This window comes from Hymenobacter sp. BT559, assembly GCF_016427535.1.
GTDB lineage: Bacteria > Bacteroidota > Bacteroidia > Cytophagales > Hymenobacteraceae > Hymenobacter.
The window spans coordinates 777,120-791,866 of record NZ_JAELXV010000003.1 but is presented as its reverse complement, the minus strand read 5'-3'; the positions used below and the strand labels follow the sequence as shown (position 1 = coordinate 791,866).

Genomic DNA, 14,747 nt, shown 5'->3' with positions numbered 1-14,747 from the left:
TTTGCTTCCTGTTTTGCGCTCACCTCGCCCCAGGCGGGGTGGGCTTTGGCAGTGCCGGCGCGGCCAGTTTGGCGCACGCTATACGGTAGCGATAAGTTGATTAGTATGCCTACTCTTAACGCCCTGGCTAACCGCGCGCTGGGCAGCCCGCACCACCGCATTTTTGGGCTCGACCTACTGCGGGCGGTGGCTATTTTCATCACCGTGTACGGCCACGCCGTGATGCTGGTGCCGCCCGCCTACCGGTCGTGGCACAACCTACCGGTGTCGGCCATTGATGGGGTCAATATCTTCTTTGTGCTCAGCGGCTATCTCATTGGCGGCATTCTGCTCAAGGCCCTGCTCGATACGCGCAAGCCCTTTGCCCTAGGTCACTTCTGGATGCGGCGCTGGCTGCGCACGCTGCCCGCCTACCTGGTGGTGCTGGGTAGCGCGGTTGCCCTAGGTGCCTGGCAAGGCAAGCTTCCGGCCGAAGTGTGGCGCTACTTCTGCTTTAGCCAAAACCTGATGACGCCGCACCCCGCTTTCTTCCCTGAAGGCTGGAGCCTGGCCGTGGAAGAGTGGTTTTATCTGCTTTTTCCCATGGTGGTACTAGTGTTGGCGGGCCTCACACGCAGTCGCCGGGCAGCTATGGCGGGTACTGTCGCGCTGTTTCTGGTTTTGCCCCTTGTGTTCAAGTACTACCAATACCAGCAGGGAAAGGGCCTCGATGCGGCACTGTGGGATGGCTACTACCGCCGCGTGGTGGCTGCCCGCCTCGACGCCATCGCGCTGGGCGTGCTGGCTTGCTACCTCCAGCACTACCATACCGGGCTGTGGCACCGGCTGCGCCGGCCTGGCCTAGGGCTGGCGGCAGCACTGCTGGTGGTTACGTTCCTGTATCCGAAGCTGGGCCCCAACGTGCTGTTTTACAACGTATGGCTGCGCCCGCTACTCGAAGGCGCCACGGTACTGTTGGTGCTGCCTTTCTTTTCGCAGCTGCGGCGCCAGCACTACACGCCAAGCATGCGCGGCCTTACGCTGCTCAGCCTCATTTCGTACTCGATGTATTTGCTGAATAAGTCAGTACTCATCAAGCTAGTATTGGAGCCTTTAGAAAAATCGGTATTCACGCCGTACCTGGGCTCAGGTGGCTGGCTGGTAGCCTATGCGCTCTATTGGGTGCTGTTGCTGATAGGCGCGCTGCTGCTTTATACCTACGTAGAGGTACCGTTTATGAAGCTGCGCGAAGTATTTGAGAAGCCTAAGGCGGCGGCCTCAGCTCCCGAGCTAGCAGCCACTCAGCAGTAAGCAGATGCGGCTGTCCCTTATTAAACAGCCTTGCTTCCGCCTAGGGCAGAGGTAAGTACAGTCATGCAGCGCGCAGCGAAGCATCTCGTGTGGCGCAGTATTCCATACGTTTGAGAGTACTGCGCCACGCGAGATGCTTCGCTGCGCGCTGCATGACAGGCGTTCTCCGATGACGTTTATTCAAGAGCATTTTAATCAGTGAAAAAGTCAATTACGCAGCACCTGAGTGCAGCTACTCCTCGTCCAGCCTTGGCAGAATACATTCCAGATGCTGGAAACCCGTTCCAGTAGCTGGAACCATCGATGTCTGTCCAATATTTTTACTACTGATTAACAAGTACTTATATCACCAAAACCCTTTGGCACTCGGTTGGCCTTAGGGCTGGCATGACATCAACGCTACTATCCGCTACTACCGCTACTATCGACCTACCCACCTTGTTAGGCCGGCTGGGCTACGCGCCTGCTGCCACGGGTGGCGTGCAGCTGCGGGGCTGCCGCAACCCCGATGGCAGTCTGCGTTGGGTGTGGCCCACCACGCTGCGCCAGCCGCTGTTTCTGGAGTTTTACAACGCGGCTTCGCTCAAGGCCCGGTTGTTTAGCTCGCTGGTGCGGGTAGTGTTTGCGTGCCGACTCCAAGGGCTGTTTTTCAAGAAACTGCCGGGACGCTTTGCCGCCACCGGGCAGCAGGCGTGGCCCACGAGCAACTTTGCTCTCTTCACCGGCACGCCTGGCCCCAACCGCAAGGCCGTGTGCTGCTACGACGCGGCCCCCGGCCAGCGCGTATTTGCCAAGTTGCCCCTAGGTGCGGCCGCCACCGAAAAGGTAGCCGCCGAGGCTCGTTACCTCGACCACCTGGCCGAGTGCGGCTTCACATCGTTTGAGTTGCCGCGCATTGCGGGCTATGCCGAGGGCAATCACTTGCTACAAAGCAGCGTGAAGCCCACCGAAGCCCAGCGCGCTGCCCGCTTTGGCGCGGCCCACACCCGCTGCCTCACCGAAATGCTCGATGCAACCCAGGTGCGCCAGCCGCTGGTGGCTAGTGCTTGCTGGCAAACCATTGGCGAGCAGATTACGGCGCTCGAAGAGCTACCCGAAACCCGCATTCCTTTCGGCTTGCGCACCAAACTGCGCCACCTGCGCGAAACCATTGACCCGCTGAGCCAGGCCACGTTTGCCTTCGCCCACGGTGACTTCACGCCTTGGAACTGCTGGCTGGGTGGCGATAAACTCGCCATCTACGACCTCGAAATGGCCCAGCCCGAGGCGTCGCTGCTCTACGACTTATTCCACTTCATTACCCAGCAGGCGCTGCTCGTGACGCGCGAGCCGGCCGCCGGCATCCGCGAGCGGGCGCTAGGTGTGGCGAGCAAGTATTTCCCGAGCGTGCCGATGGCCGAAATGGCCCTGGCCTGGCAGCTCTACCTACTGCACCAGGTATCGACCGGCGCGCTGCTCTACCACGCACAGCCTGACTGGCACGCCCAAATTAGCTGGTTGCTGAATGGCTGGAACGCGCTGCTCACCCGCGAGCTCGCCACCACCATCGAGCACCGCCAGCTGGCCATCTACGACCTGCTCGACTACGTGCAGCTGCTGCCCCAGCCCGGCGTGGTGCTCAAGCCTCGCGCCGCCAATGCCTACTACCCAGCTCCGACTTCGGACCTCGACCTGCTACTGACCCAGCCCGATACCCTAGGGGGCGTGCAATTTATGCAAAGCTTCGCGCTGGTGCAGTCGGCTACGGTGCGCAAGGCTGCGCACATGGTATCGGTCGATTGCCTGTTTCAGGATGGCTCGCTGCTGTCGGTAGACCTGCTGCACGCCATGCACCGCAAAGCCTTGCAACTGCTCGATGCTCCGGCCGTGCTGGCGCAGGCCGAGCGGGCGGTGGCCGGCGTGCCCGTACCGGCGCTGCTCCATGATTTTGCGTACACCTGGTTATTTTACTGGCTCAATCAGAGCGACTTGCCACTCACGCACCTGCGGCACTTTCAGCAGCAAGGCCCCGAGCGCCAGGAGGCTATGCTGGCTCACCTAGCCGAAACTTACGGTATCACCTTCAGCAGCTTGGCTTGCGCTAGTGTATGGCAACCGGCCAAAGCGGCCCTGCTGCATCACGCCCTGCGCCAGCAGCCCGCCAACGGCCGCGTGGCCCGCAAGCGCCGCGGCCTGCGCTACCTGCTCAGCACCGCCGCCGATTTTGTGCGGCCCGGTGGGCTCATCATCACCTTCAGCGGGGTAGATGGCGCGGGCAAGTCCACAGTTATCAACCACGTGAAAGAGCGCCTCGAAAAGAAATGGCGCAAGCGGGTGGTAGTTATCCGCCACCGGCCCTCGGTACTGCCCATCCTCAGCGCCTGGAAGTATGGCAAGGAGGGCGCCGAAGCCCGCAGCGTGCAAAGCCTGCCTCGCCAAGGCCAAAACTTCGGCTTAGGTTCGTCGCTGGTGCGCTTTAGCTACTACTACCTGGATTATGTAGTGGGCCAGGCGGTTATCTGGCTCCGGCACACCCGGCGCGGCCATGTGGTGCTCTACGACCGCTACTACTTCGACTTCATCAACGACGGCCGCCGCAGCAACATCAGCCTGCCCACGGGCTTTACCCAGGCGCTCTACGCGCTCGTCAACAAGCCCAAGCTCAACTTCTTCCTCTACGCCGACCCGCAGGAGATTTTGCGCCGCAAGCAGGAACTCTCGGCCAGTACCATTACCCAGCTCACGCAGCAATACAAGTCGCTATTTGGGGCGCTCGGAGCCCGCTATCGCCGCTCGCGCTACGTGCCCATTGAAAACCAAGACCTAGACACCACGCTGAACCTGATTGGGCGCTACATCCAGCAGGAGATATAATAGCTTAGTGCCTAAAGTCTTATTAGAATTAAATAACTGATATTCTGTCGCTTTATATGAAATCTTTACTCGAACGCTTCGTACGCCGCCGCAATCCGCACTTCGCGCTGCACCAGGCTGTGAGCACTGGCATTTTGCTCAGCTTCGGGACCCAGACGGCTGGGAGCCTGCTGCGCGGCTGCCGCCTGTGGCTGCGGGGCCGGGCTTCGGGTGGGGCTATGCTGGGGGCGGGTGTGCGGTTTCAGCACCTAGGGCGCATCCGGTTTGGCAAGTGGCTAAAAGTGGGCGACTACGCCCGCTTTAGCGGCTTGGGCCAGGGCGGCCTCGTAATGGGCGACAGCGTGAGCATCGGGGCCTTTAGCCAAGTCATCGTGTCGACGTCGCTGGCCGAACCTGGCCAGTACATCAAGCTGGGCAACCGCGTGGGCATCGGCGAATTTGCCTACCTAGGGGGCGGTGGTGGCCTTAGCATCGGCGACGACTGCATTATCGGTCAATACTTTAGCTGCCACCCCGAAAACCACCTGCACGGCAACTACAACGAGCTTATCCGCCTGCAAGGCGTCACGCGCCAGGGCATCAGCATCGGTCCCAATTGCTGGATTGGCAGCAAGGTTACCGTGCTCGATGGCGTCATTATCGGAGCGGGCTGCGTGGTAGCAGCGGGCGCGGTCGTGACGCGCTCGGTACCGGCCGGCAGCGTGGTGGCCGGGGTGCCGGCGCGCATCATTTCGAGCCGTGCCCCTCAGCCGGTTACGGCTGAGGCTATCAACAACATTCTCGCCGCTGCCTGATTATGAATACGGTACTCATCACCGCCTACGCCGTGAATCCTTACAAAGGCTCGGAAGATGGCATGGGCTGGAACTTCATTTTGCAAGCCGCTCGTTTCCAAAAAGTAGTGGCCGTGACTCGCGAGAACAATGGCCCGCACATCGAGCGCTACCTCGCCGAAAACCCCGAAGCTGCTGCCCTGGCTGCCAACGTAGACTTCCGTTACTTCGACCTGCCGGCCTGGACGCGCTGGTGGAAAAAAGGCCCGCTTTTGTCGCTTATCTACTTTTACATGTGGCAAGTGAGCTTGGCCGTATGGCTGCGCCGCCAGAAGCTGGCTGTGGACCTGGTACACAATCTCAACTTTCACAACGACTGGACGCCCTCGTTTTTGTGGCTGCTGGGCCGGCCTATGGTGTGGGGACCTATTGGGCACCACCCGCCCATTCCGGCCAGTCACCTGGCGCAGTATGGCAAGGCCGCCTTCGTGAAAGACCGGGCGATTGGCAGCCTAAAGCACATTTTTTGGGCCCTCGACCCCTTCCTGCGCGTGACGCGCCGGGCCTCGGAGCGGGTGCTGTGCATGAATTCGGCCGTAGCTCCGCGCCTAGGTCTACCCGCCAGCCGCTACGAAATAGTGCCCTCGGTGGCCGTAGACTTGCCCACTGTAGCCCTAGGTGCCGGGCCTGCGCCCAAAGCCGACTTTACGGTAATGATTGCCGCCCGCATGGTACCGCTAAAGGGCTTTGATATGGTGATTCTGGCCTTCGCCAAATTCTACCATGCCCTGCCCGCCGCCGAGCAAGCCAAAGCTCGCCTGCTGCTCATCGGCAGTGGCCCCGAAGAAGGCCGCTTGCAGCAGCTCTTGAAAGATAATAAGCTGACCGACTGCGCAGTGCACCGCCCCTGGCTGGCCCGCCACGAATTGCTCGATATCTACCGCGAGGCATCAGTGTTCTTCTTCCCCTCGCATGAAGGAGCAGGCATGGTAGTGGCCGAGGCCATGAGCTACAGCGTGCCAGTACTGTGCTACGAAAATGAAGGCCCCGGCGAATTGACGCCCGCCGCCTCCAGCCTGAAAGTACCTTACAAGGCGTTCAACCAAAACGTTAAGGACTTTGCCGAGCGCCTGCGCTGGCTCCACGACTCGCCGCGCATGCTGGCCGCCGAGGCCGCCCTTAGCCGCCGCCACGTGGCCCAGCACCACACCTGGGAGCGCCGGGGCCAGCAGCTTCAGCGCATTTACCAAGAAGCATTGGCCGCTTAAATCCTAGCTATTAGTCTCTATCAATACTTCTCGACTTATAAATTAAAAGCTAGCAGCCACTAGCTGATAGCTAATACCTTATCAAATGCGCATTATCGCCGTACACTTACTAAACGACCGCAGCGGCAGCCCGCTGGTGCTGCGGCAGTCGCTGGCTGTGCTGGCCGAGGCCGGCTACGGCATCGACCTGCTCACGGCTACGCCCGGCGAGCCAGGCTTCCTGAGCGACCTGCCAGGCGTGACGTTGCATCCGCTGGCCTACCGCTGGTCGGCGAGCCAGTGGCGCACGCTGCTCAATTTTGCGCTGGTGCAGCTGGCCGTGTTTTGGAAGGTGCTCCTGCTGGCCCGCCCTGGCTACGTGGTATATGTCAATTCGCTGCTGCCGGCTGGTGCGGCCTTGGCGGCTCGCTGCCGAGGCGCCCGGGTGGTGTACCACCTGCACGAGGTATCGCTGCGGCCGGCCCCATTGCGGCGCTTGTTGTGCGCGGTAGCTCAGCGCACGGCCCACCAGCTGCTGTGCGTGTCGGAGCACGTGCGCACGACACTAGCACTGCCCGTGGCCGAACAAGAAGTAGTGTACAACTCGTTGGCGCCAAGCTTTATCGCTGAGGCTAATACGGCCTCGCTGCCCTACGCCAGCCCCCGCCCCTTTGTGGTGCTGATGGCTTGCTCGCTACGTGACTACAAGGGTGTGCCCGAGTTTTTTGCCCTGGCCCGCAGCCTGCCCGAAATGAGTTTCGAGCTGGTGCTCAATGCCTCACCCGCCGCCCTGGCCGACTACACCGCCCGCCACTCGGTACCTAATAACCTTAAGCTGTTTCCGGCCACGGCCGATATGCACCCGCACTACCACCGCGCCGCCGTGGTTGTCAACCTCTCGCGGCCCGACGAGTGGGTCGAAACCTTCGGCATGACCATTCTGGAAGGCCTGGCCTACGGGCGGCCCGTGATAGTGCCGCCGGTGGGCGGCGTGGCCGAAGTCAACGTGCACACGCACACCGGCTTCGCCATCAATGGGCGCGACCTAGGGGCCTTGCAGCACGCCCTGCGCCTGCTGCACCGCAATGGCCCGGTGTATGCCCGCATGGCTGCCGCTGCTCGCAAGCGGGCCGCCACCTTCGGCCCCGAGCGCTTTGCCGAGCAAGTGCTGCGCACGTTTGGCCTACTGCTGCCGCTGGCACCTAAAATGGTTTCTGAGCCCGCCGCGGCTGTAACGCAGCCAGTTTACACGCCAAGACCCGCGCTAGCATAGCTTAAGGCCAAGTAATTACAATAAGATTTAACCTAGAATTCTGCCCAGTTATATCACATGTCTACCAAGAAGAAAGTTGCTATTATCGGTACCGTGGGTCTGCCCGCCTGCTACGGTGGCTTCGAAACCCTGACGGCCTACCTCGTGAAGCACCTGCACCAGGAACACGACCTCACGGTGTATTGCAGCGGCAAAAAGTACTCTAAGGCCGAGCGCCGCTCGCACTACGAAAGCGCTAAGCTGGTGTACCTGCCCTTCGAGGCCAATGGTGCGCAAAGCATTATCTACGACTGTCTTTCTATTTTGCACGCGGTGCTGTTTGCCGACGTGCTGCTCATCCTAGGGGTGCCGGGCGGCATTTTGCTGCCCTTCGTGAAGTGGTTTACCAACAAGAAAATCATCATCTCTATCGACGGCATAGAGTGGCGCCGCGACAAGTGGAACCGCTACGCCAAGTGGTTTTTGCGCTGGTCGGAAAGCCTGGCCGTACGGTTTTCGCACGCTGATATCTCGGACAACGACGCCATTCAGAACTACACGGCCCGCGCCTACAGCACCCGCAGCCGCGTAATTGAGTACGGCGGCGACCACGCCCGCAAGCAGTCCATCACCGACGCCGCCCGCGAAAAGTACCCTTTTCTGGCCCAGCCCTACGCCTTCAAGGTGTGCCGCATCGAGCCTGAAAATAACGTGCATCTCGTGCTCGGGGCCTTTGCCGAACTGCCGAGCTACCCCTTCGTACTGGTGGGCAACTGGAACAACAGCGCCTACGGCCGCCAGCTACGCCAGGAGTTTGGCCAGTGCCCCAACCTGCACCTGCTCGACCCCATCTACGACCAGACGCAACTCGACATTTTGCGCAGCAACTGCCACGTGTATGTGCACGGCCACAGTGCGGGCGGTACCAACCCTTCGCTGGTAGAGGCCATGTGCCTGGGCCTGCCGGTACTGGCCTTCGACGTGTCGTTTAACAAAGCCACTACCGAGCACAAGGCCGTGTACTTCTCTGACAAAGCCGAGCTCAAAAAGCACATCGCCGAAACCCGCATTCGCACCTGGAAGGCGCTGGGCCAGGAAATGCAGGCCATCGCCGACCGCCGCTACAACTGGGCCGTTATCGCCAAGAAGTATAATTATCTCATTAATAAGGTATATTCTACTAAAAGCCAAGAAGCGAAAGCCGGCTTGCGCCCCCAGCTTAGCTACTTGCCCGCCACCGAACTGGTACAGCACCAGCTCGGCCAGTATGGCGCCCTTAATATGTTTTACGAGGAAACGAAGGCCTAGGAATAACGTAATTTGGGTTCGGCTAGCAGGTCCTTATGCAGCAAGTATATCGGCTGGCTAGCCGACGAGGTAAAACTCTCTAAAAAATACCATCTATTATTAAGCCTCAACTATACTCTATAATAATTTAACAATCAAATTATTGCATTATTTAACGCAGCTGATTACCGATAAATACACTTCATAGTGAAGTTCTATTTTCAGCCGTTACCAATTGCCTTCCGTACCTTGATAAAAGTCAGGCGCTACTAAGCGCCTGACCTTATTTAGTTAATAGCCGTTCCTGATGTCTAAGTTCTTCTTATCTATTTCCTCCACTCTGTTACCCGTTCGGCTTGATTGCCTATCGGCCGTAACTCGGCAGCCCCGCGAACTCCCGTCTTTCTTGCTTTCCACAATCGATTTCCACACCACTTACTAGACTCCTATCAGTTCCGGAGCAATTGTTTGGTGTTGAGTAGACGCACCTAACCCTATGGGGGGGCTGCGCCTACGCGTGTCCTTTGATTTACAAGAAATTAGGCTTAGCATGGAAGCCCCCTTTACTATCTTCATTGTAGAAGATGACCCGTGGTATGGTCAGCTGTTACACTATCACCTTTCGCTCAATCCCGAGGACACGGTCCAACTGTGGACCTCAGGCCAAGAGTGCTTGGACAACATGCATTTGCGGCCCGATGTGGTCACGATAGATTTTTCGCTGCCCGACATCAGTGGCGACAAGCTGCTGACGCGCCTTCGCCAGCGCTGGCCCGAAATACCGGTTATCGTTATCAGCGCGCAAAGCAAGATTGCGACGGCCGTGCAGCTGCTCAAGGCGGGCGCGGCCGAGTACTTGGTGAAGGACGACAACACCAAGGACTTGCTCTGGAACGCGATTCAGAAGCTGCGCGAAACCAGTTCGCTACGCGAGCAAGTGAAGCGCCTCGAAGACCAGCTGCAAAACAAGTACGATTTCAGCAAAATCCTGAAGGGCCACAGCCCGGCCATCGAGGGGCTCTTTGGGCTGATGGAAAAAGCCGCTCAAACGCCAGTCAACGTGTCCATCACTGGCGAAACGGGCACAGGAAAGGAACTGGTGGCCAAGGCCATTCACATGAAATCGGGCCGACACAAAAAGCCGTTCGTGGCCGTGAACATGGCTGCTATTCCAGCCGAGCTACTGGAGAGTGAGCTGTTTGGGCACGAGAAAGGCGCCTTTACCAGCGCCGTGGCCCGCAAGATTGGCAAGTTCGAAGAAGCCAACGGCGGCACGCTGTTCTTGGATGAAATCGGCGACCTGAACCCCGCCATTCAGAGCAAGCTGCTGCGCGTGCTGCAAGAACGCGAGCTGCAGCGGGTGGGCGGCAACGAGCGCATCAAGCTTGATGTGCGCCTCATCACGGCCACCCACAAAAGCCTGTCGGAAGAGGTGCGCAACAACAACTTCCGCGAAGACTTGTACTACCGCATCATCGGGCTGCCGCTGGTGCTGCCGCCACTGCGCGAGCGCGGCTCCGACGTGCTGTTTCTGGCCAAGCACTTCGTAGATGAGTTTTGCCGCGAGTACCAGAAGCCGCCCATTAGCCTCTCCAAAGCGGCGCAGGACAAGCTGCAGGCCTACAACTACCCCGGCAACGTACGCGAGCTCAAAACCATCATTGAGCTGGCGGCCGTGCTCAGCAATGGCCACGAGATAGAGCCCGCTGACATTGTGTTTGCGCCCGCTGGGCGCGAGGCGGGTTTCCTGGATTCGGAGAAAACTCTGCGCGAGTACACGCGCACCATCGTGCGGCACTACCTGACCAAGTACCAGGACAACGTGCCGCTGGTGGCCCAGAAGCTGGACGTAGGTAAGTCCACGATTTATAAGATGATACAGGACGGCGAAATTTAGTTGTCGGTCGCTTTATTTTCTGGAGTACTATGCTTTCTGATACCTCTTGTGAGGCCCAACTGGCCGCGCGCGATGCCGAAATAGCTATGCTGCGTAGCCAGCTGGCGGCTATGCAGCTAGCCGCCACTAGCCCCTACCTAGGCGACTTGCCCAACTTCGTGGCTCAGATGCAGGACTTGTTTGTGGGGGTGCTCACCACCGACGCGCAAGGCCACCTGACTTGGGCCAACTCGCGCTTCTTGGCCCGGTGCCATACTTCGCTGTCTCAGCTGGTGGGGCAGCCCATAAAGCACCTAGGGGGCTGGCCCCTACCCGAGGCCACCCAAACGCTGATTGCAATGGGCTTGGCTAGTAATGCAGCGTTTCAGTTTGACTTACCCGACCTGTGCCCTGGCTACGAGGGCGGCTGGCTCCGGATGCGCATGCGCCCCTTGTGCCTGCCCGCCCTCGCCGAGCCCCTGTTTGTGGGCATGCTAGAAGACATTTCGGAGGAAAAGCGCTCCCAGCTAGCCCTGGCCGAGAGCGAGGCGCGCTACCGCGAGCTAGCCGAGCAGGTGCCGGGGGTGCTGTTTCGCTGGCGCAAAAACCCCGATGGCAGCTTCACCTCGCTCTACGCCAGCCCCAAAATGCGCGAGCTGTTTGGAGTGACGCCGGGCGACGCTGGCAGCCTGCTGCCACTCATTCACCCTGATGACCGGGCGCGCTATATCGCATCGGTGGCCGCCGCTACTGCCGACGATAACGCCGACCCTTGGCACTTTGAAGGGCGGCTGGTGCGGCCGGGGCAGCCCATCATTTGGTGGCGCGGCAACGCCACGCTGTCGTACCGCGATGCGCAGGGAACAGTATACAGCGGCTTTATCGAGGATATTACCCTGCTGAAAAAAGCGGAGGAAACCGACCGCCGCCGCGAGCTGCGCCGCAAACTGGCAATGGACGGCCTAGGTGATGGTACCTGGGAGTATGACTGCCGCAAACACGCAACGCGCTTTTCGCCCGAGCTGCAGGCATTGCTTGGCTACCCACCCGCCGAGCAAACGGATAAGTACCGCGGCCTGAGCGAAGCCACGCACCCCGACGATATGCCGCAGCTTATCTGGCGCCTAGACAACTACCAAGCCGGCAACACCCCCATTTTCAGCAGCGAGCACCGTATGCGCTGCTACGATGGCTCTTATCTGTGGGTGCTCAGCCGCGGCCTCATTACGCAGTACGACGACGATGGCGAACCCCGGTTGATAACGGGCCTCTCCATTAATATTTCGGCCAATAAAAAGGCCAACAGCGAGCTGATGGTGGCGGCGCTGCGCCTATCGGCCACCATCGACAGCCTGAAGCGGGGCATCCTGCTAGTTGATGAAAGGCACTGCATTGTGCAAACGAACCCGGCTTTCTGCCGAATTTTTGGGTTTGATACACCGCCTGAGCGGCTGGTGGGCCTGCACGAGCGGGAAATTGTGCAGCATGTAGGGCATTTGTTTCCTAGCGAACACGACTTCCTGGACAAGGTAACCGAAACGGTAGCCCGCCGAGAAGCTTTTTTCGACCACATCATTGTGCTGCACGATGGCCGCGTACTGCAGTGCTCGTTTGTGCCCGTGTGGCAAGAGGAGAAAAGCATCGGTCACCTCTGGAAGTTTGAGGACATTACCGAACGCTACCACGCCGAGCAAACCTTGAAGCGGCAGGAAGAGAAGTACCGCAACATCATCGACAACATGCAGCTCGGGCTGGTAGAGATAGACCTAGAGTACCGGGTGCTCTACGCCAACCGCAGCTACTGCCAGATGATGGGCTACACCGCCGACGAGCTGCTGGGCCAGCCGCTGCACCCTCTCATCATGTCGTCAGGCGCAGTCGACTCGCTGCGCGACCGCCTCGCCGACCGCCGCAAGGGCATTTCGGGTTCTTATGAGTTGGAAGTCACTACCAAGCAGGGCGAGCGCAAGTGGCTCTTTGTAGGGGCGGCCCCACTCTACGACCAGGATAAGCAGCCGACGGGCACCATTGGCATTAACCTAGACATCACGCACCAGAAGCACCTAGAGAAAAACCTGCGCGAAGCCAAGCAGCAAGCCGAAGACTCGGCCCGAGCCAAAGAGCTTTTCCTGGCCAACATGAGCCACGAAATCCGCACGCCCATGAACGCTATTCTGGGCATGAGCCAGCTGCTGGCCAAGACCACGCTGGCCCCGCGCCAGAGCAACTACCTGCACGCCATTACCACATCGGCCCAGAACCTGCTCGTCATTATCAACGATATTCTGGATATCTCGAAGCTCGACGCGGGCAAGATGACCATCGAGCGGGTGGGCTTCAACGTGGCGCGCCTCTGCGAGCAGGTCGAAAAGACCATGCTCTACAAAGCTGAGGAGAAGGGACTGCGTTTCGTTACGAAAGTGAGTCCACTCATCCCCAACGTAGTACTTGGTGACCCCTACCGTATTACCCAGATTTTGCTAAACCTGGTTAGTAACTCCGTAAAATTCACAGACAAAGGCGAAATAACTGTGGAATGCGAAGTAGCGGGCTATTTCAATGGGCAAATTATTGTTGCGTTCTCGGTATGCGACACCGGCGTGGGCATTGACCCCGATTACTTGCAGTCTATTTTCCAAGAGTTTAGCCAGGAGGACTCCTCCATCACACGCAAGTTTGGGGGCACGGGCCTAGGGCTTAGCATCAGCCGTAGCCTGGCGCGGCTAATGGGCGGCGAAATTGACATTGAAAGCGAGAAGGGCAAGGGCACTAGCAGTCATTTCTGCCTGTTTTTGCCCATTGGCACTGTCAATGACCTGCCACAGCGCAAGTCGGCAGCTATTGCCAATCCGCAAGACCTACGTGGCAAGCGCATTCTACTGGTCGAAGACAATGAATATAATCGCCTGCTGGCCAAGAGCTTTTTGCGAAGCGCACACCTCAAGGTAACAGAAGCCGAAAACGGGGAGGAGGCCATTGAGCGGGCGCAAACCCAGGAGTTTGACCTCATTTTGATGGATGTGCAGATGCCCGTGATGGATGGCTTTGTCGCAACCCAGCACCTACGGCAGCAGCTAGGCATTACCACGCCCATCATCGCCCTCACGGCCTCGGCCATCAATGGTGAAAAACAGCGCTGCCTAGCGGCCGGCATGAACGACTACCTCACCAAGCCGTTCTACGAAGACGAGCTCATGCAGCTGGTGCACGACTGGGTATTGCGTCCGCATGGCAGCCCCTCCGAGGCAGAAACCTCAGCCGAGCCGACACCGCCCGCGGCTCCTATGCCCGACGTCCCTTCAGATGGCACCTTGTACAAGCTGGATATGCTGCTGGACACGGCCCGCGGCAATCAGAAGTTTGTGGAGTCGATGCTTAAGACGTTTATCGAAGGCACTTATAATGCGCTTCGGGACCTAGGGCGGGCGCTTGAAGTAGGCAACATACAAGGCCTGCAAAACACAGCGCACAAGCTGCGTCCCAGCTTGGTGCACCTCCAGATTCAGCCGGCCGTAGCTCTGATGGACCGCCTCGAAAACTGGGAAGGGCCTTACAGCTACGACGACTTGCAGCCGCTGGTAGAAGCGGCCGACCGCCTACTACGTCAGGTGCTGGCCGACATGAGTGCCGAGCTGCAGACGCTGCGCGACAGCCGGGCGCAGTAGCCTGCGCCTCGTCCGCCCCGGTCTCCAGTTTTCAGAGTCACATTCTGAAAAACGGACGTTCGCCACGACCCTAACCCGCATGAATAGCTATTTAATAGGTATTTATGCGGGTTAGGCTCGTTTGGTACGCATCTGGCACAGGGCATAAAAAACCTGTCTTATGCTACCAACTGTACCGCCTTCTATTTCTGTGCTCAAAGTACCTTCTACAAAGGCTTGGCTTTTTCTCCTTGGCTTGCTCACTACACTGCTGGTGCTTAACCAGCAGATGCAGCCAGCTCGCAATACGCCTGCGCTGGCTAGCCGCCAGGGTGCCGCGCCCCAGCGAGTAGTACTGCGTAGCGCAGCTGCGCAAGCCAAGCCCGTAGTCTCCCTCGTCGCCAACGCGACCCTACTAAAGTAGCTACAAGCCAGCTACGCGGCCGGGGGCTAGGGCAACCCGTGCCTATTCCTTCCTCACGGATTCGTGAGAGCCTAGGGCCTGCGTTCTGCTCTCATAGCGTG

9 protein-coding genes are annotated in these 14,747 nt (G+C 59.1%); all 9 read left to right on the top strand.

Going from position 1 to position 14,747, the window contains the following annotated elements:
* Positions 1-105 precede the first annotated feature (105 nt).
* Complete coding sequence (locus JAO77_RS14035; protein ID WP_198990976.1) at positions 106-1,290, top strand: acyltransferase family protein; 1,185 nt, start codon at positions 106-108, stop codon at positions 1,288-1,290.
* A gap of 387 nt (positions 1,291-1,677) precedes the next feature.
* Positions 1,678-4,143 carry a nucleoside/nucleotide kinase family protein gene (locus tag JAO77_RS14030; protein WP_198990975.1) on the top strand — a complete coding sequence of 822 codons (2,466 nt, stop codon included), beginning with the start codon at positions 1,678-1,680 and terminating at the stop codon, positions 4,141-4,143.
* Positions 4,144-4,199: 56 nt separating this feature from the next.
* Positions 4,200-4,937: an acyltransferase gene (locus JAO77_RS14025; RefSeq protein ID WP_198990974.1), complete on the top strand. Its 738-nt coding sequence runs from the start codon at positions 4,200-4,202 to the stop codon at positions 4,935-4,937.
* Positions 4,938-4,939: 2 nt separating this feature from the next.
* The gene (locus tag JAO77_RS14020; protein ID WP_198990973.1) at positions 4,940-6,184 is read left to right on the top strand and encodes a glycosyltransferase family 4 protein; all 1,245 of its coding nucleotides are present in this window, start codon (positions 4,940-4,942) and stop codon (positions 6,182-6,184) included.
* Between the two features lie 85 nt (positions 6,185-6,269).
* Positions 6,270-7,436, top strand: coding sequence for a glycosyltransferase family 4 protein (locus JAO77_RS14015; RefSeq protein ID WP_198990972.1), 1,167 nt, complete (start codon positions 6,270-6,272; stop codon positions 7,434-7,436).
* A gap of 57 nt (positions 7,437-7,493) precedes the next feature.
* On the top strand, positions 7,494-8,723 hold the full coding sequence (locus JAO77_RS14010; RefSeq protein ID WP_198990971.1) for a DUF1972 domain-containing protein: 1,230 nt from the start codon (positions 7,494-7,496) through the stop codon (positions 8,721-8,723).
* A gap of 529 nt (positions 8,724-9,252) precedes the next feature.
* On the top strand, positions 9,253-10,599 hold the full coding sequence (locus tag JAO77_RS14005; protein ID WP_198990970.1) for a sigma-54-dependent transcriptional regulator: 1,347 nt from the start codon (positions 9,253-9,255) through the stop codon (positions 10,597-10,599).
* Positions 10,600-10,628: 29 nt separating this feature from the next.
* Positions 10,629-14,243 (top strand): PAS domain S-box protein, encoded by a 3,615-nt coding sequence (locus tag JAO77_RS14000; protein ID WP_198990969.1) that lies wholly within the window; start codon positions 10,629-10,631, stop codon positions 14,241-14,243.
* A gap of 235 nt (positions 14,244-14,478) precedes the next feature.
* The gene (locus tag JAO77_RS13995) at positions 14,479-14,646 is read left to right on the top strand and encodes a hypothetical protein (protein ID WP_198990968.1); all 168 of its coding nucleotides are present in this window, start codon (positions 14,479-14,481) and stop codon (positions 14,644-14,646) included.
* Positions 14,647-14,747: the final 101 nt, after the last annotated feature.